The 20,043-nt window shown below is 61.7% G+C and carries 21 protein-coding genes and 2 pseudogenes; 22 read left to right on the forward strand and 1 reads right to left on the reverse strand.

Translation table 11 applies throughout. The features are described from left to right. The first annotated feature begins 27 nt into the window (after positions 1–27). From hemN to RFM98_RS20975, 22 genes and pseudogenes are all read left to right on the forward strand, one after another. Entirely contained in the window at positions 28–1,377 is a 1,350-nt protein-coding gene (hemN, locus tag RFM98_RS20865) for an oxygen-independent coproporphyrinogen III oxidase (protein WP_320310734.1), read from the forward strand. 307 nt (positions 1,378–1,684) lie between these two features. Next, entirely contained in the window at positions 1,685–3,133 is a 1,449-nt protein-coding gene (locus RFM98_RS20870) for a sigma-54 dependent transcriptional regulator (protein WP_320255938.1), read from the forward strand. A 9-nt stretch (positions 3,134–3,142) separates the two neighbouring features. Continuing rightward, positions 3,143–3,379 (forward strand): hypothetical protein, encoded by a 237-nt coding sequence (locus RFM98_RS20875; protein ID WP_320255939.1) that lies wholly within the window; start codon positions 3,143–3,145, stop codon positions 3,377–3,379. 192 nt (positions 3,380–3,571) lie between these two features. Beyond that, positions 3,572–4,534: an NADH-quinone oxidoreductase subunit B family protein gene (locus tag RFM98_RS20880; protein WP_320255940.1), complete on the forward strand. Its 963-nt coding sequence runs from the start codon at positions 3,572–3,574 to the stop codon at positions 4,532–4,534. A gap of 42 nt (positions 4,535–4,576) precedes the next feature. Further along, the gene (locus RFM98_RS20885; RefSeq protein WP_320255941.1) at positions 4,577–6,175 is read left to right on the forward strand and encodes a nickel-dependent hydrogenase large subunit; all 1,599 of its coding nucleotides are present in this window, start codon (positions 4,577–4,579) and stop codon (positions 6,173–6,175) included. 82 nt (positions 6,176–6,257) lie between these two features. Next, a complete protein-coding gene (locus RFM98_RS20890) occupies positions 6,258–6,572 on the forward strand; it encodes a hypothetical protein (protein WP_126092863.1) in 315 nt (104 codons plus the stop codon). Between the two features lie 34 nt (positions 6,573–6,606). Further along, a complete protein-coding gene (locus RFM98_RS20895) occupies positions 6,607–6,924 on the forward strand; it encodes a hypothetical protein (protein ID WP_320255942.1) in 318 nt (105 codons plus the stop codon). A 13-nt stretch (positions 6,925–6,937) separates the two neighbouring features. Next, the gene (locus tag RFM98_RS20900; RefSeq protein WP_320217087.1) at positions 6,938–7,414 is read left to right on the forward strand and encodes a hydrogenase maturation protease; all 477 of its coding nucleotides are present in this window, start codon (positions 6,938–6,940) and stop codon (positions 7,412–7,414) included. Then, a complete protein-coding gene (locus RFM98_RS20905; protein ID WP_320310633.1) occupies positions 7,411–7,728 on the forward strand; it encodes a hypothetical protein in 318 nt (105 codons plus the stop codon). Before RFM98_RS20900 ends, RFM98_RS20905 begins: the two co-directional genes overlap by 4 nt. A 93-nt stretch (positions 7,729–7,821) precedes the next feature. Beyond that, positions 7,822–8,844 carry a hypothetical protein gene (locus tag RFM98_RS20910; RefSeq protein ID WP_320310634.1) on the forward strand — a complete coding sequence of 341 codons (1,023 nt, stop codon included), beginning with the start codon at positions 7,822–7,824 and terminating at the stop codon, positions 8,842–8,844. Positions 8,845–8,864: 20 nt separating this feature from the next. Beyond that, positions 8,865–9,077, forward strand: a complete 213-nt coding sequence (locus RFM98_RS20915) for a hypothetical protein (protein WP_320275867.1) — start codon at positions 8,865–8,867, stop codon at positions 9,075–9,077. 18 nt (positions 9,078–9,095) lie between these two features. Continuing rightward, positions 9,096–9,311, forward strand: coding sequence for a hypothetical protein (locus tag RFM98_RS20920; protein WP_320255946.1), 216 nt, complete (start codon positions 9,096–9,098; stop codon positions 9,309–9,311). 13 nt (positions 9,312–9,324) lie between these two features. Beyond that, positions 9,325–10,194, forward strand: coding sequence for a NifU family protein (locus RFM98_RS20925; protein WP_320255947.1), 870 nt, complete (start codon positions 9,325–9,327; stop codon positions 10,192–10,194). 152 nt (positions 10,195–10,346) lie between these two features. Then, positions 10,347–11,381 carry an NHL repeat-containing protein gene (locus RFM98_RS20930; RefSeq protein WP_320310635.1) on the forward strand — a complete coding sequence of 345 codons (1,035 nt, stop codon included), beginning with the start codon at positions 10,347–10,349 and terminating at the stop codon, positions 11,379–11,381. Further along, entirely contained in the window at positions 11,378–13,834 is a 2,457-nt protein-coding gene (gene hypF / locus RFM98_RS20935; protein WP_320310636.1) for a carbamoyltransferase HypF, read from the forward strand. Before RFM98_RS20930 ends, hypF begins: the two co-directional genes overlap by 4 nt. Beyond that, positions 13,804–14,085: a HypC/HybG/HupF family hydrogenase formation chaperone gene (locus RFM98_RS20940; protein ID WP_126092853.1), complete on the forward strand. Its 282-nt coding sequence runs from the start codon at positions 13,804–13,806 to the stop codon at positions 14,083–14,085. The genes hypF and RFM98_RS20940 overlap by 31 nt, the downstream gene beginning before the upstream one ends. A gap of 11 nt (positions 14,086–14,096) precedes the next feature. Then, on the forward strand, positions 14,097–14,789 hold the full coding sequence (locus RFM98_RS20945) for a D-sedoheptulose-7-phosphate isomerase (protein ID WP_320310637.1): 693 nt from the start codon (positions 14,097–14,099) through the stop codon (positions 14,787–14,789). Then, positions 14,786–15,934 (forward strand): hydrogenase formation protein HypD, encoded by a 1,149-nt coding sequence (gene hypD, locus RFM98_RS20950; protein ID WP_320310638.1) that lies wholly within the window; start codon positions 14,786–14,788, stop codon positions 15,932–15,934. Before RFM98_RS20945 ends, hypD begins: the two co-directional genes overlap by 4 nt. Continuing rightward, positions 15,931–16,995, forward strand: coding sequence for a hydrogenase expression/formation protein HypE (hypE, locus tag RFM98_RS20955; protein ID WP_320310735.1), 1,065 nt, complete (start codon positions 15,931–15,933; stop codon positions 16,993–16,995). Before hypD ends, hypE begins: the two co-directional genes overlap by 4 nt. Positions 16,996–17,001: 6 nt before the next feature. Next, a complete protein-coding gene (locus RFM98_RS20960; protein ID WP_320217099.1) occupies positions 17,002–17,340 on the forward strand; it encodes a hydrogenase maturation nickel metallochaperone HypA/HybF in 339 nt (112 codons plus the stop codon). A 164-nt stretch (positions 17,341–17,504) separates the two neighbouring features. Further along, positions 17,505–18,410: a hydrogenase nickel incorporation protein HypB gene (gene hypB / locus RFM98_RS20970; protein WP_502572761.1), complete on the forward strand. Its 906-nt coding sequence runs from the start codon at positions 17,505–17,507 to the stop codon at positions 18,408–18,410. A 79-nt stretch (positions 18,411–18,489) separates the two neighbouring features. Next, a pseudogene (locus RFM98_RS20975) lies at positions 18,490–19,541 on the forward strand (HoxN/HupN/NixA family nickel/cobalt transporter). 201 nt (positions 19,542–19,742) lie between these two features. Here RFM98_RS20975 and RFM98_RS20980 read toward each other — a convergent pair. Then, positions 19,743–19,993, reverse strand: a pseudogene (locus RFM98_RS20980) (transposase family protein); the annotation flags it as partial. Between the last annotated feature and the right edge of the window lie 50 nt (positions 19,994–20,043).

The raw sequence follows: 20,043 nt of genomic DNA on the forward strand, positions 1-20,043 counted from the left end.
CGACGACGCAACAAGGTGGACCACTACATGCGACCGGAACTAGCTGCCAGACTTTGCGAGAACGTCCCGCGCTATACCAGTTACCCGAGCGCGCCGCATTTCCATCCGGGTATCGATGCTGTCGTTTACCGCGGCTGGCTGGAGGCGCTCGAAGGGGGCGGCGAAATATCGCTCTATCTGCACATTCCCTATTGCGAGAGGCTCTGCTGGTTCTGCGCGTGCCATACCAAACAGACGCGCCACTATGAGCCGGTGGCCGCTTATTTGCGCTCGTTGTATGCTGAGATCGCGACGGTTGGCGGCCTTGTCAGCGGCAAGGGCCGAATTCGCGCGGTTCATTTCGGGGGCGGTTCGCCGACCATGCTGAAGCCGCAGCATATGGTGGCATTGGGGACGGCGCTGCGAGACAATTTTGATTTTCTCGACGATGCCAAGATCAGCGTCGAGATCGATCCGAACGAGATGGACGAAGCCCGCCTCGACGCGCTTGCCGAAATCGGTATGACGCGGGCAAGCCTCGGCGTGCAGGACTTCGATCCGAAAGTGCAAAAGGCGATCAACCGCGAGCAAAGTTTTTTGCAGACGAAGGCGGTCGTCGACGGCGTTCGTTCCCGGGGAGCAGATTCCGTGAATCTTGATCTGCTCTACGGCCTACCGCATCAAACCAGCGAGAGCGTACGTTCCACCGTGGCGCAGGCGCTCACCCTGGAACCGGACAGGATGGCGCTGTTCGGCTACGCTCATGTGCCTTGGTTCAAGAAACATCAGACGATGATCGACGAGGCATGGCTCCCCGGTCCCACGGAGCGAATCGCTCAATCGCGACTTGCTGCGCGATCGATCGAGGACAAGGGGTACGAATCAATCGGGCTCGACCATTTCGCAAAGCCAGGCGATGGGTTGGCGGTTGCGGCCCGCGCGGGGGCGTTGCATCGCAATTTTCAGGGCTACACCGAGGATCGCTGCGAGACGTTGATTGGACTTGGCCCTTCGTCCATCGGCCGGTTTCGCCAGGGCTACGTTCAGAACATGCCTTCGACTGGCGAATATCGGCGCAGGGTGGAAGGCGGGGAGTTGGCCGTCGTCCGCGGCATAGCATTTTCCGACGACGATCGCGTCAGGGGCTGGATCATCGAGCGACTGATGTGCGATTTCGCCTTCTCGGCGATCGACCTGGTGGAGAGCTTCGGGAAAGCCGGCCAAAAGCTCCTTCGTCAGGCAAGCTCCATCGCCCTTAAGGATCCTGCTCGACTGCTTGAACTCCAAGGCGACAGTTTCGTCGTGCCGACGGAAAACCGTCCCTTCGTGAGGAGCATTGCGGTCAAGTTCGACAAGTATTTCGAACGTGGAACGGCCAGGCACTCAGCGGCAGTTTGAGCATTTTGATCGTAAAACTCGCGTCAACCGCGTTTGATCGATTGCTAGCCATTTCCGCAGCACTGGAAATTGCGAGGGTTCATGGCTATCGGCCCTTGCGGCCATCCAAGTCAAGGCGCCCAGCTGGGGAACGGGACTAAATCCGACCCATGTATCATCCCCTGCTGACCAAGGAGATCCTGTCTAGCACCGCTATCGGAGCTTCGCAGTCTGGGCCGAAACCGTCGAACTGTTGTCTGGGCCAGCTCGGCGTTGCGCCGGAAGGGGCAAGCTGCTAACCAAGTAGACATTTTGGAAACATGGTTTCATGGACCATTCCGGTACAGTCGTCATTGTAGCTCGTCCAGGCAGCGATTGGGCGGAAAGCCTTGAGGTGCTGTCGGAACGGTACGCCTATCGGGTGCTGCCGGTTGGCAGTCCGGCCGAGGCACTGACAACAATGAGCAGCATCCATGTCGATCTGGCGGTCGCGGAGGATCGCCAGGATGAGACTGTGGGTCTTGATTTCCTCACTAGGCTGCGCGTGTCTCACCCGGACATCATGCGAGTCTACGTGACACCGGCGCCCTCGTCGCTGTCTTACCAAGCGCTTTCCAAGGCAGCGATTTATCAGTTCCTTCTGACACCTCTCGACCCGGCGCAGCTCGGTCTGGCCGTTGAGCGGGCCTTGGAAGCGCGTGAACTTCATCGCCGCCACCGTATTCTGTCTCGGGAATTCAAGATTTCGGGGGCCCTGATGTTCGGGGATCGCCGTGACCCCGTGTTGAGGCCGGAAAGCCACCAGTTCGAAAAACTCGTCTATGCAAGCGAAAAAATGGCGGAGATGTGCGATCTTGCGCGGCAGGCGGCGGCGACCGAACTGCCCATCCTCATCCAGGGCGAGACTGGTACTGGCAAGGAGCTGCTTGCGCGAGCCATCCACTATAACTCACCTAGGCGCGCAAGCCCGCTCCTTGTCCAGAACTGCGGGGGCATGCCCGACGAATTGCTCCAGTCGGAACTGTTCGGCCACAAGCGCGGCGCGTTCACCGGGGCGATTTCGGACCGCCTCGGCCTGTTTCGGGCGGCCGATGCAGGAACGGTCTTCCTGGATGAGATCTCCGATGTGTCGCCATCCTTTCAGGTCAGCCTGCTGCGCTTTCTCCAAGAAGGCGAGGTCAAGCCGCTGGGTGCAGACAAGGTCATCCACTGCAACGTTCGCATTATCGCCGCATCAAATAAGCGGCTGCAGGACCTCGTCGCGCAGGGCAAGTTCCGCCAGGACCTTTACTTCCGGCTGAAGGGCTTCGAGTTCGAGGTGCCGCCGCTGCGCGATCGTCCAGAAGATATCGGGCCGCTGGCGGAGTTTTTTGCCGCCAAGCATGCCGATGGAATGGGCCGCAAGGTTCTTGGTATCACCGCCAACACACTCGAGAAGCTGGCCCTGTGCAGCTTTCCCGGCAACGTGCGCGAACTGGAGAACGAAATCCGCCGCATGGTCGCGCTAACCAAGGATGGTGAATACATCACCACCCGCAACATGGCGCCATCGCTGCTCGCGACCGCCTCTGCCCGCAAACAGGGCGACGGCTTAAGGGGCTTCGTTCCCGAAGGTACTACGCTTAAGGACCAGGTCGAGAGTCTCGAAAAGCAGATCGTTGGGCGCGCGCTTATACGAAACCACTGGAACCAAAGCCGCACTGCGACCGAGCTCGGTTTGTCGCGCGTGGGGCTTGCCAACAAGATCAAGCGCTACAGTCTCAATGAAAACGGTTGAGAGGCATCCATGAGCACCGATGAAGCGCAAGATCAGGGCACGACCGTCCTGCGATTTCCGCAGTCGCGCGTGTTGCCGTCCGGGCATGCCGAACCGACGCGGTATCTGGGACTGGGCGCAATGGCCAAAGTGATCGGCGCCCCCGAACATCAGACCACAGGCCATTGGTGCAGCCGCTGCAGAGGTATCTGGTACGGCTATCTTCTGGAGGTCACCTGCCCAGAATGCGGCAACCGTCACGGCTGAGCGGCCGACAAACGGCCACAAACGAACACATCGGTGAACCAGAATGTTGCACCGCAACACGCGGTGTGATCCCTTAACGCACTGAGTTACAAGGATTTTCTTAGCGCACTCTGACCTGGCATGTTGCTTGCAATTCCTTTTTCGTAGACGCGCTGCACCTAACGGTCAGCGGCGTAGCGGAGGAGGAAATTCATGGCCAATCTTCTATGGCTCCAGGGCGGAGCCTGCTCGGGCAATACGATGTCGTTCCTCAATGCAGAGGAGCCAAGTGCCTGTGATCTCGTCACCGATTTCGGCATCAACGTGCTCTGGCATCCGTCGCTGGGACTGGAGCTTGGAGATAATCTCAAAAGGCTTCTCAACGCGCTGACCTCCGGTCAGATGCCCCTCGACATCTTCGTCTTCGAAGGTACGGTCGTGAACGCTCCCAACGGCACTGGTGAATGGAACCGTTTCGCCGGGCGCGCGATGCGCGACTGGGTAAGCGACCTTTGCAAAGTGGCCAATTTCATCGTCGCTGTGGGCGACTGCGCGACCTGGGGCGGCATACCGGCAACGGCGCCGAACCCCTCCGAAAGCCAGGGCCTTCAATTCCTGAAGCGCAGCCAAGGCGGTTTCCTTGGCAAGGATTACAAGTCGAAGGCCGGTCTGCCGGTGATCAATATCCCGGGCTGCCCCGCTCATCCGGACTGGATCACGCAAATTGTCGTTGCGGTCGCGACCGGGCGCGCGGGCGATCTAAGCCTGGACGAGTTCCAGCGGCCGAAAACCTTCTTCACCTCCTTCACCCAGACCGGCTGCACCCGCAACATGCACTTCGCCTACAAGGTGTCGGCCACCGAGTTCGGCCAGCGCAAGGGCTGCCTCTTTTATAACCTGGGCTGCCGTGGCCCGATGACCCATTCGCCGTGCAATCGCGTGCTGTGGAACCGGCAATCCTCCAAGACCCGCGCCGGCATGCCTTGCATGGGCTGCACCGAGCCGGAATTCCCGTTCTTCGATTTGGCACCGGGCACCGTCTTCAAGACGCAGACGGTTATGGGCGTGCCCAAGGACATGCCCCCCGGCGTCGACAAGACCGGCTACATCAAGTTGACCGCCGCCGCCAAAGCCGCTTCGCCGCGCTGGGCCGAAGAAGACATCTTCGTCGTCTAACGCGCGCCTTCCCGAACCCGATCGACAAAGGTCAAAGACATCATGTCCGCTGCAGTTCAAACACTTGATATATCGCCCGTCGGCCGCGTCGAGGGCGATCTCGACGTGCGCGTCGACATCCAAAATGGCGTCGTGGTCAACGCCTGGACGCAAGCCGAGCTCTTCCGCGGCTTTGAGGTGATCCTGCGCGACAAGGATCCGCAGGCGGGGCTCGTTGTTACCCCGCGCGCCTGCGGCATCTGCGGTGCCTCCCACCTCACCTGCGCGGCCTGGGCGCTCGACACTGCCTGGAAGGCCGAGGTGCCGCGCAATGCAATCCTTGCTCGCAACCTGGGACAGATCGTGGAAAGCCTGCAGAGCCTGCCCAAGCATCACTACGGGCTTTTCATGATCGACTACACGCACAAGAACTACTCCCACTCGAAATACTATGAGGAAGCCGTCAAGCGGTGGTCGCCGTTCACGGGGACCAACTACGAGCTCGGTGTGACCATCTCCGGTCGCCCGGTCGAAATCTACGCCCTGCTCGGCGGGCAGTGGCCGCATTCGAGCTATATGGTGCCAGGCGGCGTCATGTGCGCGCCGACGCTGACCGATGTGACCCGGGCCTGGTCGATCCTGGAGCATTTCCGCCGCAACTGGATGGAGCCGGTCTGGCTCGGCTGCTCCTTCGAGCGCTATGAGCAGATCCAGTCCTACGACGACTTCATGGCCTGGCTGGATGAGCGGCCAGAACATGCCAATTCGGATCTTGGCATGTTCTGGCGCATGAGCCTCGATGTCGGCGTCGACAAATACGGCCAAGGACACGGTAAGTACGTCTCTTGGGGCTATCTGCCCCATGAGGACAGGTACAACCGTCCCACGATCGAGGGCCGCAACTCCGCGGTCCTTATGAAGAGCGGCGTCTATGACGGCGCGAGCGACACGCACAAGCTGATGGACCAGGTCTATACGCGCGAAGATCTCAGGCATGCCTGGTATGACGAGCCGGGCGGCATGCATCCGTTCGAGCGCGTGACCAAGCCAGTCGGCAAGAACCCGGTCGATTATGACAACAAGTATTCGTGGTCGGTTGCCGTCCGCCACGACCAGAACGGACGGCTCGAGGCAGGTCCGTTGGCTCGTCAGTTGATCGCCGGCGGCACGCATGGCGAAAGCTGGCAGCACTATGATCCGCTGGTGCTGGACATGTATAAGAAACTTGGGGGCGCGAGCGTGATGTTGCGCCACTTCGCGCGCATGCATGAAGGGGTCAAGCTATATCGGCAAGCCGAACACGCACTCAGGGAGTTCCGGTTGAATGATCCCTGGTACGTCAAACCGACCGAAAAGGACGGCAAAGGGTGGGGTGCGACAGAAGCCATTCGCGGGGCGCTTTGCCATTGGATCGAGGTGCAGGGCGGCAAGATCAAGAATTATCAGATCATTGCGCCCACGACATGGAACGTGGGGCCGCGCTCCGATGGCGGCGAACTCGGCCCGATCGAACAGGCGCTGATTGGAACGCCAATTGCGGATATGAACGACCCTGTGGAGGTCGGACATGTCTGTCGCTCGTATGATTCTTGCCTTGTGTGCACCGTGCACGCTCACGACGCCAATACCGGCGAGGAACTTGCCCGTTTCCGCACGGCATAGATATCTGCCGGTTCTACGACGCTGCCCGATCGTCTGCACCAGCTGGCGATCGGCCCGCTCTCCAAATGTCGGGACGGCGCCGATGAACAATGAGCAACAGCATGCCCTGCTGCGCAAGATGGCGCAGCTCATGAAGTCGGGCCTCGAGACGCAGACCGAACCCTTTCCAGAGACCGAAAAGGAGTTCGCAGCGATTCTTGACGAGTTGCGCAAGCTCGACGCGAACGATGTCGAGGCCAAGATGGTCATCAGCGGCTTTGTCGATCATCCTTATGGGCCTGACAGGCAACGCTGCATGGAGTGCATGTACTATCTCGTCCACCGAGAATGGTGCGACTTGCCGGAGTTGGCAGTTCCGGTCGACGCGGACTGGTGGTGCCGGCTCTGGCGCATCTGACGCGCCCTTGCGCAGGCGCGCCTTGGAGGCTGCTATGACGACCATTGACGACCGCCAGCTGCGTGAAATCATTGAGACGCTACTGACGAGATCGCCGGAGACGGAAGCATTTCCACGAGCCGACAGCCATGACGATGTGCTCGTCGTCATTGGCCGGCTGCGGACGGCCGGAAACGATCTTTCGGCAAAGCTCGCGATTGCGGGCTTCACCTTGCAGACGGTCGAGCACCAGGGAATAGAGCAGGCGTGTGAGAGCTGCATGTATTATCTGGTGCATCGCAGGTTCTGTGAGCTTCCCGAACTCGACCTGCCGGTCGAGCCGGAGTGGTCGTGCCGGCTTTGGCGGATATGACGGGCAGGGCAGCATGATCGCGGTCGTCGGCTGCGGCAATCTCAACAGGCAAGACGACGGTGCCGGGCCAGAGGTGATCCGTGTGCTGCGGGCAGCAGGGCTGGAAGGACCGGACGTCAAGCTGCTGGATGCTGGGACAGATGGCATGGCGGTCATGTTCGCCGCCCGCGGCTGCAGGTCCTTGATCCTGATTGATGCAGCCCGCAGCGGCGTCGAAGCGGGCGCGATCTACGAGGCGCCGGGACACGAACTGGCGCGACCCTATTATCCAGGACTCAATCTGCACGATTTCCGCTGGGATGCAGCCCTCCATGCCGGCCGGCACATCTTCGGCGCAGCCTTCCCGGACGACGTCACCGTATTCCTGATCGAGGCCGGGCAGCTGGATTTGGGGCTCGGTCTCAGTGTGCCTGTAGCCAAGGCGGCCTTAGTGGTGGCCCAGCGCATTGGGGAAATCGTGGCGGACCGCCTCGCGGCCGAACAGCGATGAACGACGCGACTTTAACTGTGCGCGTGAGCCGCGGCGGCTTGCATCTGTCGGGTGAGGCCTTCGAGCGGCATTTCTCTGGGATCAGCGGCATTGTGCTGATGCGACGTGAGGCCGACCTGCTCATCCTGCCGGTGGTGCTGGCGCAGGCTGGAGGGTATCTGCTCAAGCGTAAGAACCTGGCGGGCGACCGGGTGGCGCACGCTCCCGACTTCTTGCGGGCGAACGGGATCGCGGATGATGAAGAGCGCGAGCTTCAAGTGGTGTGGGACAGCTCTCAGGCCGGCTTCATTGGGCGGGGCGCATTTGCAAACTAAGTTTGCACATCGTAATTTAAGTAGACAACACTCAAAAAGCTAGTAGCATCGGCCGCAACAGACGCTGCAACCAAGCAGCATGGGAGGATAAAGGTGAGGCAATCTCGTGTGGACGAGGAAGTGCGCGCCGCATTGGCGGCTGCCGACGACCCTTCCGCCTCGCCCCAGGATCGCGCCGAGATGCTCATGGAGATCGCCATGGGGCTCCAGCAGCGTCCAGAATCGCCCGACCAGATCGAAGCCGCGATTGATCTCTACGAACGAGCCGGCGCTATTTGTCCGAGCGACGAATATCTGCTGAGCACCCGAATTGCCGCTCGCCGGGCGACCGCGCTTCTGGCTCTGCCGAAAGGCGGTGCCGACGCTCTCGAGAGAGCCCGAACCGAGCTGGAAAAAGCGACCCGCCACTTTGCCGACCTTGACCGACCGGAAGAGCTCGCTGAAGCGGAGTTGAATCTTGGCCTGACCATCCACAATCTCGCCGGCCTGAACAGGGCGCGCATCACCGATGCCATCTCGGCCTACCAGCGGGCGTTGCGCACCTTCGACCGTGTAAGGTTCCCGAAGGAATTCGCCATTCTGCAAAACAATCTGGCGACCGCCTTCCTGTCCATGCCCTTCACCGACAGTCGCGCGAAAATGCGCGAGGCGCTCGCCGTGCAGGCGTTCGAGGAAGGGCTGAAGATCGTCAACCTGATCGACCATCCCACCGAATACGCAATGCTTAAGAACAACCTCGGCAACGCACTGCAATATGCCTCGTCCAGCCATGTCGTGGAAAACAATCTGCGCGCGCTCGAAGCCTATGACGAGGCTCTCAAGGTGCGCACCCGCGCGGCCATGCCGCTGGAATACGCCAACACCATCGCCAACAAGGCGAACTGTCTGTGGAACCTTCCCGACGATCCCGCTGATCCGGGCAACGGCAATCGCGCAAACCTGACGGCCGCGCGCGAATATTACCGCGAATGCCGCGAGATATTCATGGGCTCCGGCGAGGCCGACAAGGCGCGCATCGTGGCGGAGGCCTGCGAACAGATCGACCGGGAGCTGCTTTCGGCGCCGGCCGCGAAATCCGACGGATTGTCCGGGTCCGTCCAACCCCATCTCAATTGAGCCACAACAAGGAGCGCGAGGTGACATTAGTGGAACTGACTGCAGGCGTAGCAGCGCTGGCGCTGCTGATTGGCATTGTGACATCGGGCATAGGCGGCGCCATCGGCGGCATGGCAACCGGCGGCAAGGCGATCGGCAACCAGCTGGCCGCGATGATGGGAAGCTTCTACGGCCCGGTCGGCGGCGTTGCTGGCATTGTCGTGGGCCTGATCCTTTTGGCGCTGATCGGCTGAGGTGCAAGCATGTGGGAAATGGCGAAAAGCTCGATCATCCTGTTCCTCAAGGGCAAGCTCTTTGCGGAGCCTGCCAAGGTCTACAGACAAGCCGCGATAGGTGCCCTGACGACGGCCGCTCTGCTCGTGATCCTGGCCAAGCTCGGGGTCCCGGTCATAGCCGCCGCGGCGGTGGCCGGCCTCGTAGGCGGCGCGGTGCAGCCGTATCTCTTCAAGGACCTTCGGTACCGGTAGGAAATATGGGCAGATGAACGCCGTCGATCTCGTTCCGACCCAACGCGATACGCTCGCCGGATACACCGGGGACATCGAGCGGCTGGAGGCGCTGTTTGCTTCCTGGGACGAGACGCAGCGCGCTGCCGCGGAAGCCTACCGGCGCGCCATAGAAGACCTTCAGGGCGAGGCATTCCGGCGACTGATCCGTGCTCTGAAAGCTGATCCGGCAGCGCTCCAGGCGATGAAGACGGCGGCCGCCGACGAGATCGTTTATGCCGTGCTGCGACACCACAACATCCTCAAGCCGAGCTTGAGCGAACGTGTCGAGGCAGCGCTCGACGGTGTGCGCCCGACGCTTGCTTCCCACGGAGGCGACGTCGAGCTCGTATCGGTGCGCCCGCCATCCATTGAGGTGCGCTTCACCGGGGCCTGTGACGGGTGTCCCGCCTCGGCCTTGACCTTCCATGCCGGCGTCAAAAAGGCGGTGGAGGAGGCCTGCCCAGAAATCACCGACATCCTCCAGGTCAAGGGATCAGGCGCCGGCGCCCACGACAGCGTGCGTTTTGTCAGTCCCTTCGCGCTCGGTGCGGTGGATGGCTGGCATCTCGCCTGTCGGCTCGACGAGATCCCGCAAGGCGGCATGCTCCGTCAGGTGGTCGGCGGCGAAAACGTGATTTTGTCTCGGCAGGGGGCGGTCGTCTCCTGCTTCCAGAATGCCTGCGCTCATCTCGGCCTGGAAATTGACGGCGGAGCGGTCGAGGACGGCATCGTGACCTGCCCGTGGCATGGCTTCCGCTATGATCTTGCCACCGGCGAATGCCTCACTGCTCCCGAGGTGCAGCTCCAGCCGCATATGGTCAAGGTGATCGGCAACCGCGTCGAGGTGAGGCTCGCCAGATGACGCGCGTCTCGCTCGCATCCGCTTTCCGGCCGGCTTGCCCGGTCCCCTTACCGGCCGCGCCGCTGCTCGATCCCGCCGGCGCAAGCATCGTGCTCGGCCACCATGTCGCTGCGAACGGCCTGCCGGTGCCGGTCGCGCCGGGTCCCTCGACATTGTTCGGGCCGCGCGGCGTCTGCTTTGCGCCGGGCGGCGCTTTCCTTGTGGCCGACACCGGTCATCATCGGCTGCTCGGTTGGCGCCAGCTCCCGCAAGCCGACAACACGCCGGCAGACTTTGTCATCGGCCAGCCGGACTTCTTCGCGGAAGGCCGCAACGCTGGAGACAAACCCGGACCCGCGACTTTGAACATGCCGACCGGCATTGCCAGTGACGGTCACGTCCTGGCCGTGGCGGACGCGTGGAACCATCGCATCCTGATCTGGACGTCGCTGCCCGAGCACTCCAACCAGCCGGCGGACCTGGTGCTCGGGCAGAAAGACTTCGGCTGCGGACTCGCCAATCGCGGCGGCGCCCTGGCGGGCCCCGATACGCTCAACTGGTGCTATGGCGTGACGATTGCGGACGGACGCCTTTTCGTGGCCGATACCGGCAACCGGCGCGTTCTGGTCTGGAACGCCTTGCCCGAGGCAAGCGGCCAGCCGGCGGATTTGGTGTTCGGTCAGCCGGACATGTTCGCACGCGACGACAACGCCGGATCCGGCGCAAGTGCTTCCGGCATGCGCTGGCCGCATACGGTCGCGGTAAGCGGCGGCAGGATTTTTGTGACCGATGCTGGAAACAGCCGCATCATGGCCTGGAACGGCATGCCCAATGCAGACGGCGCGCCGGCGAGCTTCATTCTCGGCCAGAAGAACTTTGAGGCTATCGATCATAATCGCGCCGCGTACGACCCGAGCGAGCGGGCTTTGCAGATGCCCTATGGCATCGCCGTTCGCGAAGGCACATTGATTTGCGCCGATACCGCAAATTCGCGCATTGTGGGTTTCCCGCTCGCTAGCCTCGATATGGACGCTCCGGCAACCATGCTGGCAGGGCAGAACGGATTCGGCCTCAAGGGCGACAATCGCTGGAAGGCGGCCACCCGCGATAGTCTCTGCTGGCCATTCGCGATCGCGGTGCATGAGAACCTGGTCGCAGTAGCCGACACCGGGAACAACCGCGTGTTGCTTTGGGAGGCGGCGCCATGACGGCCCTCCGCGCCCGGCAGGCCGCGGACCGGCACGAAAGCGTGCAGATCCGCGTACGCGGACGCGTGCAGGGGGTCGGCTTTCGTCCGGCGGTGTGGCGTTTCGCGCAAGAGGCTCTACTCGACGGTGAAGTGCTGAACGACGGTGAAGGGGTTTTGATCCGGGTGCGCGGGCCGCGCGACGATATTGCTCGTCTTGTCGAGCGGTTGCGGTGCGAGCCGCCACCGCTGGCGGCCATCGATGCGATCGAGGTGGCGCCTTTCGTCGGCTGGCTGGACGAAGGCTTCAGGATCATCGCAAGCACGACCGGCGAAGCTTGCACGGAAATCTCGCCGGACGCGGGCATTTGCGCCGCTTGCGCGGCCGAGGTGCTCGACCCCTTCGCGCGGCGCTACCGATATCCCTTTACCAACTGCACCCATTGCGGCCCTCGCCTGACGATTGTCAAAGGCGTGCCCTACGACCGTCCCTCAACCACGATGGCGCCGTTTCCATTTTGCGCCGATTGCGCCGCTGAATATGCCGACCCGGCTGACCGGCGCTTTCACGCCGAACCGATCGCATGTCACGCCTGCGGACCGAAGGCGAGGCTGATCCGCTTCGACGGACGCGCGGTGAGTTACGAGCAGCACTCCATGCTCGACGACGTCGATGCCGCGATGAGCCTTATGCAGAAAGGCGAGATCGTCGCCATCAAGGCGCTCGGTGGGTACCAGCTGGCCTGCGACGCTACGGGCGCCGATGCCGTGGACCGGCTAAGGCAATTGAAGCGGCGCGAGCGCAAGCCCTTCGCTCTGATGGCGCGCGACATGGACGTGATCCGCAAATACTGCGGGGTCTCGCCTGGGGAAGAACAGGCGCTGCGCTCCGCCGCCGCCCCGATCGTGCTGCTTGCTGCTTCGGCGCCGCTGCGTCTACCCGAAAGTATCGCGCCGGGCATGGCGACCTACGGCTTCATGCTGCCGTCGACGCCTCTGCACGTGCTGTTGTTCCGCCGCATGACGCGTCCGGTGGTGATGACCAGCGGCAATCTTTCCGAAGAACCGCAGGTGACCGATGATGCCGAAGCGGCGTCAAAACTGGGCGCAATCGCGTCTTTCGCGCTGATCCACGACCGCGAGATCGCCAATCGCGTTGACGATAGCGTGGTGCGTCTGGCCGCTGGTAAGGTGCGGATGCTTCGTCGCGCGCGCGGTTATGCGCCGGCCTCGATTCGCCTGCCGCGCGGTTTCGAGTCCGCACCGCAGATCCTTGCCTTCGGCCCGCAGATGAAGGCAACATTCTGCATGATCAAGGACGGCCGCGCGGTGCTCTCGCAGCACCAGGGCGATCTGGAGGACGCGGCGACCTTCGACGACTACTGCAAGAACCTCGCGATTTTTCGCGATCTGTTCGATCATCGGCCAGACGCGCTGGCCTGCGACAGGCACCCCGAATATGTCCCGAGCAAGCTGGCCCGTGAGAGCGCGCATTCACAAGGCCTTCCGCTTGTCGAGGTGCAGCATCACCATGCGCACATAGCCGCTTGTCTGGCCGAAAACGACCGGCCGTTGGATGCACCCGCTGTCCTCGGCATCGCGCTCGACGGCCTCGGTTTGGGAGCTGCGGGCGAAATCTGGGGCGGTGAGTTCATGCTTGCCGATTATCGCGGTTTCGACAGGCTCGGCACGTTCAAACCCGTGGCGATGCCCGGCGGCGCGCAAGCCTCGCGCGAACCCTGGCGCAATCTTTACGCGCACCTCATGGCCGAGATGAGCTGGGCCCATCTTGCGATGAATTTCAGCGAGCTTGAAGTCTTCCAATTGCTTGCCGGCAAGCCGCGCGCCACGCTCGATGCCATGATCAAGGGTGGCGTCAATTCCGCGCCGGCATCTTCATGCGGCCGGCTCTTCGACGCCGTCGCGGCCGCGCTCGGCGTCTGTTTTGAGCGCCAGGCCTATGAAGGCGAGGCCGCGATGCGGCTGGAGGCGATCGTTTGTCCAAAAGCCATGGCCGTAGAGGGCGACGAACTCGCCTATCCTCTCACTATCCCCAATCTGAAAGACAGCGGCCTGCCCTATATCGAGCCGCTCGCGATGTGGAACGCGCTGCTTGGGGATCTGATTTTGCAGACACCCGCGGGCGTGATGGCGGCACGCTTTCACAAGGGATTGGCCAAAACGCTCGCGGCGATAACGCTGAAACTTTCGCGCCGCGACGAAGAGCAGGGTCCGCGCTTTGACACCGTCGTCCTTTCGGGCGGGTGCTTCCAAAACCGCATCCTGCTCGAGGAGACCCTGCGCCGGCTTGAGGAGATGGATTTCAAAGTCCTCACCCACGCCGAGGTGCCCGCCGGCGATGGTGGCGTCGCGCTCGGCCAGGCGGCAATCGCTGCCGCGCATTCTATGGTCGCCGGGAAAATCCGGCCAGAAGGAGGAAGCCCATGTGCCTCGGTATTCCGGGACGGATCATAAGGATCGACGATGCCGGGCGTAAGCTTGCAACCGTCGACGTGAGCGGCGTCCGGCGCCAGATCAACATCGCCTGCATCGTCGACGCCGAGCACCCCGTGGAGAGCTGCGTCGGCGACTGGGTGCTTGTCCATGTCGGCTTTGCGATGAGCCGTATCGATGAGAACGAGGCGGCTGAGACGTTGAAGATCCTCACAGAACTTGGCGAGGCGCAGGCAGAAATTGAGGCAATGCGTCAATCCGCCCTTCACTAGGGAGATCAGCTATGTCGAATGAAGGCACATTAAGCGGGCTCTATCCGTTTCTTCATGGCAAGACACAGGATCTCGCCAAGCTGCAGACGGCCCTGCTGCATTCGGTGGCCGAAAAGGCACGCGATTCGCGCGAAACGAATGAGGCATTCTTCGGCGGTCAGGCAGAGAGTCTTGTGGCCGCCGCGCGCACGCTGGCCGACGTCTACTCCAGTGGTGGCCAGCTCTTTTCGATGGGCAATGGCGGCTCAAGTTGTGATGCAAGCCATGTCGCGGTGGAGTTCGTTCATCCGGTCACGGCGGGCCGGCCGGCGCTGGCCGCGACCAATCTTGTCGCCGACCTTGCCATGATCTCGGCCGTCGGTAACGATCTCGGCTTCGACCATGTCTTCGTGCGCCAGCTCGTCGCGCATGCGCGCAAGGGCGATGCCCTGATCGGCATCTCGACCAGCGGCAATTCCCAAAACCTCATTGCCGCCTTCGTGAAGGCCAAGGAGATGGGCGCTGCCACGATCGGACTCGCGGGCGGCGACGGCGGCAAGATGAAGTCTTCCGGCGCCGTCGACTATTGTCTGATCGTGCCGTCGACCTCGATCCACCGCATCCAGGAGTGCCACGTCGCGGCGTACCACATCATGTGGGACCTCGTGCACACGCTGCTCGCCGACGATCGTGGCTCTGCGGCCAGGAAGGAAAAAGTCCAATGAAATTTTCCGACGAATTCCGCGATCGCGACAAGGCCGCAACGCTTGTGCGTGAGATCGAGAAGTTGTGCGACCAGATTGAGGTGACGAAGCAGAGACCGCTCAACATCATGGAAGTCTGCGGCGGGCATACGCACTCGATCTTTCGATACGGATTGGAGGGCATGCTGCCGCCGGGAATTGAACTCGTCCACGGGCCGGGCTGCCCGGTCTGCGTGCTGCCGATGGGACGGGTCGATGACTGCGTTGCCATCGCCGAACAGCCAGGTGTCATCTTCACGACGTTCGGGGATGCCATGCGCGTGCCTGGTTCGCGCAAGAGCCTGATGCAGGCCAAGGCCGACGGCGCCGACGTGCGCATGGTGTACTCGCCGATGGACGCGCTGGCGCTGGCGCGCAAGAACCCCGACCGCGAGGTGGTGTTCTTCGGCCTCGGCTTCGAGACCACCATGCCCTCCACTGCCCTTACCGTGCTGCAGGCGGAAGCCGATGGCATCGAGAACTTCTCGGTTTTCTGCAATCACATTACCATCGTGCCGACGATCAAAGCGATCCTGGACAGCCCCGATCTCCATCTCGATGGGTTTCTCGGGCCCGGCCATGTTTCGATGGTGATTGGCACAGCCCCTTACGAGTTCATCGCCAATTTTTACAGGCGTCCTATGGTTGTCGCCGGCTTCGAACCGCTCGATGTGCTGCAATCGATCTGGATGATCTTAAAGCAGATCAAGGAGGGCCGCGCCGAGATCGAGAACCAGTACACGCGCATCGTGCCCGAAGCAGGAAACGATCCTGCGCTGGCGGCCGTGGCAAAGGTTTATGAGCTGCGGGAGTTCTTCGAATGGCGCGGGCTGGGCTCCATCGACCATTCCGGGGTCAGGGTGCGCGATGAATATGCGCGCTTTGACGCCGAGCGCAAGTTCGCCATTCCCAACATCAAGATCGCCGACCCGAAATCATGCCAGTGCGGCGAGGTTCTGAAAGGTGTGCTCAAACCCTGGCAGTGCAAGGTATTCGGCACGTTCTGCACGCCCGAAACGCCCCTTGGTGCGCTGATGGTTTCGCCGGAGGGCGCCTGCGCGGCCTATTACCAATATGGCGGCGTGAAGCGGCAGGAACGGCCCGAAACGGTGCCGGCTGCGCCATGAATGTCATGTCTCCCCCTCCCCGCAAGCTCGGCCGTATCCACGTGCCTTCCGTGACGCTTGCCCATGGCGGTGGCGGCAAGGCGATGAAGGTCTTGATTGACGACGTCTTTGTCAGCGCCTTTGCCTTTGCCGAACCGCAAGCGCTTGAAGACCAGGCGCGTTTCGACCTTGCCGCGCTGGCTGCCCAGGGCGACAGGCTTGCCTTCACGACTGACTCGTTCGTCGTTGATCCGCTGTTCTTTCCCGGCGGCGACATCGGCAAGCTGGCGGTCTTCGGCACTGTCAACGACCTTGCCGTCGGCGGCGCCAAGCCGCTTTACCTGTCCTGCGCGGTCGTGATCGAGGAAGGCATGAAGATCGACGAGCTGCGTCGCATCGCCCAGTCGATGGCCGCCGCAGCGCGGCGGGCGGGCGTCGCGATCGTTACCGGGGACACGAAAGTCGTGCAGCGCGGCGCCTGCGATAAACTGTTCATCACCACGACGGGCGTGGGTGTGATTCCGGCAGGCATTGATCTTGCAATCAGCGCCATCAGGCCGGGCGACGGCATATTGGTCAACGGGCTTCTCGGCGACCACGGCGCAGCGATCCTGGCGGCGCGCGGCGATCTTGCCCTGGAAACGGAGATCGAGAGCGATTGCGCGCCGCTGCACGGGCTGATCGATACGATTTTGGAAGCGGCTCCCGGAACGCGCACCATCCGAGATGCGACACGCGGCGGCATCGCCACTGTGCTCAACGAGATGGCCGAGGCATCGGGCGTGGCGATTGAAATCGAGGAAGCCGCGACGCCGCTACGTGAAGAGGTCCGCGGCTTTTGCGAGATCCTTGGTCTCGACCCACTTTATCTCGCCAATGAAGGTAAGATCGTCATCGCGGTTCCGCCAGCCGAGATCGACGCGGCGCTGGCAGCGATGCGCGAGCACCCGCACGGCGCGTGCGCCATGCTCATCGGGCATGCTTATGCCGGGGAAGCCGGTCGCGTGACGATGAAGACGACTTTCGGCGGTAAGCGCATCGTCGACATGCTGGTTGGCGAACAATTGCCGCGGATTTGTTGAGGAACCATGCACGAACTCGGCATCACCCGAAACATCGTTTCGATTGTCGAGGAGGCGGCGAAGGGCCGCCGTGTCAGACGCGTTACGCTCGATGTCGGGCGTCTTTCCGGGGTCGTGCCGGATGCACTGTCCTTCTGCTTCGATGTCGTGTCGAAGGGGACGGCGCTTGAAGGCGCCTTGCTCGAGATCAGAGAGATCACGGGCCGCTGCCGCTGTCGCGGTTGCGGCGCCGAATTCGAAACCTCGACGCTCTACCAGGCATGTGGCTGCGGCTCGCGATTGCTCGAGCGCCTGGCCGGCGAGGAACTGAAGATCAGGGAAATGGAACTGGAGGAGGCTGCCTGATGTGCGCGACCTGCGGATGCGGATCAAACTCCGACGCCAGGATGCTGAATTTACAGACGGGCCTTGTCCGGCCGTTGGGAGATCGCGAGCACCCTGAACACCATCACGATGATCATCAGCATGATCATGGCCATTTGCATTCCCATGGCCATGGCGATGGGCATATGCACGACCATGAGCACAGACATCATGATCATGATCATGATCATGACCACGACCATGGCCACGGGCACGGGCACGGGCACGGGCACGGAGATGATCACACGCACAGCCACGACCATTCCCATCACCAAGAGGGAGACGGCCACATTCATGATCATGATCATGATCATGATGACCATCATGATCATCATGGGCATGGCCGCGGAACGACGGTTGTCGAGCTTGAGGCCCGCTTGCTTGCCAAGAACGACAAGCTCGCCATGCGCAACCGAGGCTGGTTCGAGGGGCGAGAAATCCTGGCATTGAACATCGTCAGCTCGCCCGGCGCCGGCAAGACGACGTTGCTGGAACGGACAATTCAGGACCTCAAGGACGAAATCCCGATCTTCGTCATCGAGGGCGATCAGGCCACCGCCAATGACGGCGAACGCATTCGCGCCGCGGGGGCAGCGGCGGTTCAGGTCAACACTGGAACGGGATGCCACCTCGAGGCTGACATGGTCGCGCAGGCTCTCGAGGAGCTGAGACCATCCAGCGGTGCGATGGTGCTCATCGAAAATGTCGGCAATCTCGTCTGCCCCGCGCTGTTCGATCTGGGCGAGCATGCAAAGGTCATCGTTCTGTCGGTAACCGAGGGACAGGACAAGCCACTCAAATATCCGAACATGTTCCAGGCCGCCAACCTCATGATCGTCAGCAAGACCGATCTTTTGCCCTATGTCGATTTTGATATGGATGTCGCACTGGCCAATGCACGTGCAGTCAACCCAGCAATCGAGGCGATAGCTCTGTCGGTGCGCAACGGCGAAGGCGTCGACCAGTGGTACGGCTGGCTACGCAGCCATCGGCGATCCCTTGGCCATCCCTCTTTGATTGCGCCGCAAAGGTCCGCTGCACACAAAAGCTAGGCAAAAAGCCAAAAAAAGATGACGCAGGTGAGTGGTCATCTTTGGCCGAGGCTGCGCGCTACGCGAGTGGGACTAAATCATGATCGCCAGCCTGTTCGACGACCGGCCCGACCATCTGCGCTCCAAGGCGGTGCTCACTTGCGTTTTTCTGATCGCGGCCAACATTGCCGCGTGGGCATGAGCGTGGTTTGCCTTTTCCCATCACCCTGCCCTGCTCGGCACGGCCTCGCTCGCTTATACGTTTGGGCTGAGGCATGCTTTCGACGCCGACCACATCGCTACGATCGACAATGTGGTGCGCAAGCTCATGCAGGAGAAGACGGCTCCCTTCTCGGCCGGTCTGTTCTTTTCGCTTGGTCATTCCACGATCGTCGTGCTGGCATCCTTGGCGATCGCCGGCACGGCCGCAGCACTTCAGGGCCGGCTGGAAAGGTTTCACGATCTAAGCGGCATGATTGGAACCTGCATCTCGGCCCTGTTCCTGCTCGCCATTGGCATCGCGAACCTCTTCATCCTAAAAGGCATCTGGCAGGCCTTTTCGAAGGCTCAACGCGGTGAGCCCATGGTCGAGGAGGATCTGGAGGCGCTGCTGGCCGGACGCGGCTTCTTCGCCCGCATTTTCCGGCCAATGTTTCGTGTCGTCACACGCTCCTGGCATATGTACCCGGTCGGCTTTCTGTTCGGGCTCGGCTTCGACACCGCAACCGAAATCGGCCTGCTTGGCATTTCGGCGGCGCAGGCAGCAGCCGGTACGTCGTTCTGGACGATATTGGTCTTTCCGGCTCTGTTCACCGCCGGCATGTTGCTCTTGGACACGATCGACAGCGTGCTGATGACCCGCGCTTACGGTTGGGCATTTGTCAATCCGATACGCAAACTCTGGTACAACATGACGATTACGGCCGCATCCGTGGTGATCGCCATCTTCATCGGCGGTATCGAGACGCTTGGACTGATTGCCGACAGGCTGAGCTTACAAGGGGGGTGTGGAATGTCGTTGGCAACGTCAATGGCGACCTGACCATCTTCGGCTACATTGTTGCCGGAATATTTGTCCTCAGCTGGTTGATCTCGACCCTTGTCTACAAGCTCAATGGCTACGACAGAGCGGAAGCGATGACTTCTCCGTGACTGGCGAAAAAAACTACGCCCAATCGCTCTCCGACCAAAGCCAGCAACCGAATCCGCGTCGGCGCGCAGAAAACGATAGCCCCTGTTTCCGCAACGCATGGACCATATCGAAGACCGCTTGCCTCGATTGTCGATGCGCGTGCCGTCTGTCCGGCGCGCGTAAGGGTAAGCGACCGTCGGCAGCCGGTCGGCGAACGTTTATCGTCGACATTTCTGATGCGTACACCGCCAGCGACTCAGCCGAAGCTTCACCGTCACGGTTTTGCCCTGCACCGGGAGATCCTGAAGGCTGCGGTTGAACCAGCCATGCCGATTTCGGGTCCGCCGTCCGCAATCGGGGCAGATGCCGAACGCTGGTCCAGCAGCGGAACAACCCAACTGTCATCATCAGTGAGCGCGACACCCAGAATTTTGACCCCTGGGCCGGGCGACCATTTCGTTTTCGTTCGCATGCCCGCCCATAGCGGCACCATCTCTAACGGCGAATGAACCACACAAATTG

The sequence above is a fragment of the Mesorhizobium australafricanum genome (assembly GCF_033977265.1).
Taxonomy (GTDB): domain Bacteria; phylum Pseudomonadota; class Alphaproteobacteria; order Rhizobiales; family Rhizobiaceae; genus Mesorhizobium; species Mesorhizobium australafricanum.